The sequence below is a fragment of the Streptomyces sp. SID9727 genome, from assembly GCF_010550605.1.
In the GTDB taxonomy this organism is placed as follows: Bacteria; Actinomycetota; Actinomycetes; order Streptomycetales; family Streptomycetaceae; genus Streptomyces.
This window is the reverse complement of record NZ_JAAGNI010000329.1, coordinates 1-1943: the sequence shown is the minus strand read 5'-3', so window position 1 is coordinate 1943 and position 1943 is coordinate 1. Positions and strand designations below refer to the sequence as shown.

The 1943-nt window shown below is 75.0% G+C and carries 1 protein-coding gene and 1 pseudogene; both read left to right on the top strand.

Translation table 11 applies throughout. The features are described 5' to 3' along the window. Positions 1 to 217, top strand: a pseudogene (locus G3I41_RS22265) (DNA polymerase III subunit gamma and tau); the annotation flags it as partial. A gap of 81 nt (positions 218 to 298) precedes the next feature. After that, positions 299 to 1567, top strand: coding sequence for a phosphoribosylamine--glycine ligase (gene purD / locus G3I41_RS22260; protein ID WP_164402169.1), 1269 nt, complete (start codon positions 299 to 301; stop codon positions 1565 to 1567). The last annotated feature ends 376 nt before the right edge of the window (positions 1568 to 1943 follow it).

Sequence of the window (1943 nt, the reverse complement as noted above, 5' to 3'; positions counted from 1 at the left end):
CGCGCCCGCTCCGCAGCAGCCGGGCCCCGGCTCCGGCTCCCCGGCCGGGCCGCCGCCCGCCTCCTACGCGGCCCCCGAGGCGCCGAAGCCGGTCGCGCCGGAGGACGACATCCCGGAGGCCGACGACCCCGACCTCGTCGACTCCGCCCTCTCCGGGCACGAGCTGATCGTCCGCGAGCTGGGTGCCACGGTGGTCGAGGAGTACACCAACGAGTAGGCGCGCCGGTGGGGGCCGCCGCCCTGTCCACGGACCGGCGGCCGTCAAGGGCGCCGTGCCCCGGCGGCTAGGCTGCACCCCGTGAAGGTCCTCGTCATCGGCGGCGGCGCCCGCGAACACGCCCTGTGCCGCTCTCTGTCCCTCGACCCCGACGTCACCGATCTGTACTGCGCCCCCGGCAACGCCGGCATCGCAGAGGTGGCCGAACTGCACCCGGTCGACGCCCTCAACGGCGCCGCCGTCGCGCGCCTCGCCGCCGAGCTGGGCGCCGGGCTGGTGGTCGTCGGCCCGGAGGCGCCGCTCGTCGCCGGCGTCGCCGACTCGGTGCGCGCCGCGGGCATTCCGTGCTTCGGCCCCACCGCCGCCGCCGCGCAGCTGGAGGGCTCGAAGGCGTTCGCCAAGGACGTCATGGCCGGGGCGGGCGTGCCCACCGCCCGCAGCTATGTGTGCACCACGCCCGCCGAGATCGACAGCGCCCTCGACGCGTTCGGCGCGCCGTACGTGGTCAAGGACGACGGTCTGGCCGCGGGCAAGGGCGTCGTCGTGACCGAGGACGTGGAGGTCGCCCGCGCCCACGCGCTGGCCTGCGACCGGGTGGTCATCGAGGAGTTCCTCGACGGCCCCGAGGTGAGCCTCTTCGCGATCACCGACGGCACGACCGTGCTGCCGCTCCAGCCCGCCCAGGACTTCAAGCGCGCCCTCGACGGCGACGAGGGCCCGAACACCGGCGGCATGGGCGCGTACTCCCCCCTGCCGTGGGCCGACCCCAAGCTGGTCGACGAGGTCATGGAATCGGTGCTCCAGCCGACCGTGGACGAGCTGCGCCGGCGCGGTACGCCCTTCTCGGGGCTGCTGTACGCGGGCCTCGCGATCACCTCGCGCGGTGTGCGGGTCATCGAGTTCAACGCCCGGTTCGGCGACCCGGAGACCCAGGTCGTCCTGGCGCGCCTGCGGACGCCGCTGGCCGGTGTGCTGCTCGGCGCCGCCAACGGCACCCTGGACCAGCTGCCGCCCCTGGCGTGGCGCGACGAGGCGGCCGTCACGGTGGTCATCGCCTCGCACAACTACCCGGACACCCCGCGCACGGGTGACCCCATCGAGGGGCTGGACGAGGTCGCGGCGCAGGACGCCCCGCACGCGTACGTGCTGCACGCCGGCACCAAGCGCGACGGTGACGCCATCGTCAGCGCGGGCGGCCGCGTCCTGTCCGTGACGGCGACGGCCGATGACCTGGCGGGCGCCCGCGAGCGTGCCTACGCGGCGGCGGCGCGGATCCGGCTCGACGGCTCGCAGCTCCGCACGGACATCGCGAAGAAGGCCGCGGAGGAAGCGGCGGCCACCGGGGCCTGACGCGTGGCGGTTCCGGCCCGTACCCCGATGACCCGTTCCCCCTCAACACCTTTGACCAAAGCCATTCCATCGAGTGACGGCTGAGCCATCCGGATGACGCCCGCCGCACCCCCAACTAGGGTGCGGCGCAAGCGTTCCGGCACTTGGCCCACCGGCATTGCGATGTCAGTGGCGGGTGCCATGGTGGGGGAGTGAGCAACACCGCCGTGGGGGCAGAGGGGGTGAGGTCCAGCCGTGTCCGGTACCGGTACGGGTGAGGAGCCGGGTGCGCGGGCTGCGCGGGCCCGGGCGCTCGTCCTGCTGCGCATCCGCGGCAGGGCGACGGCGGTCGCGCTGCTGCCCGCCGCGCTGGCCGTGGTGCTGTTCGCCGCGAGCG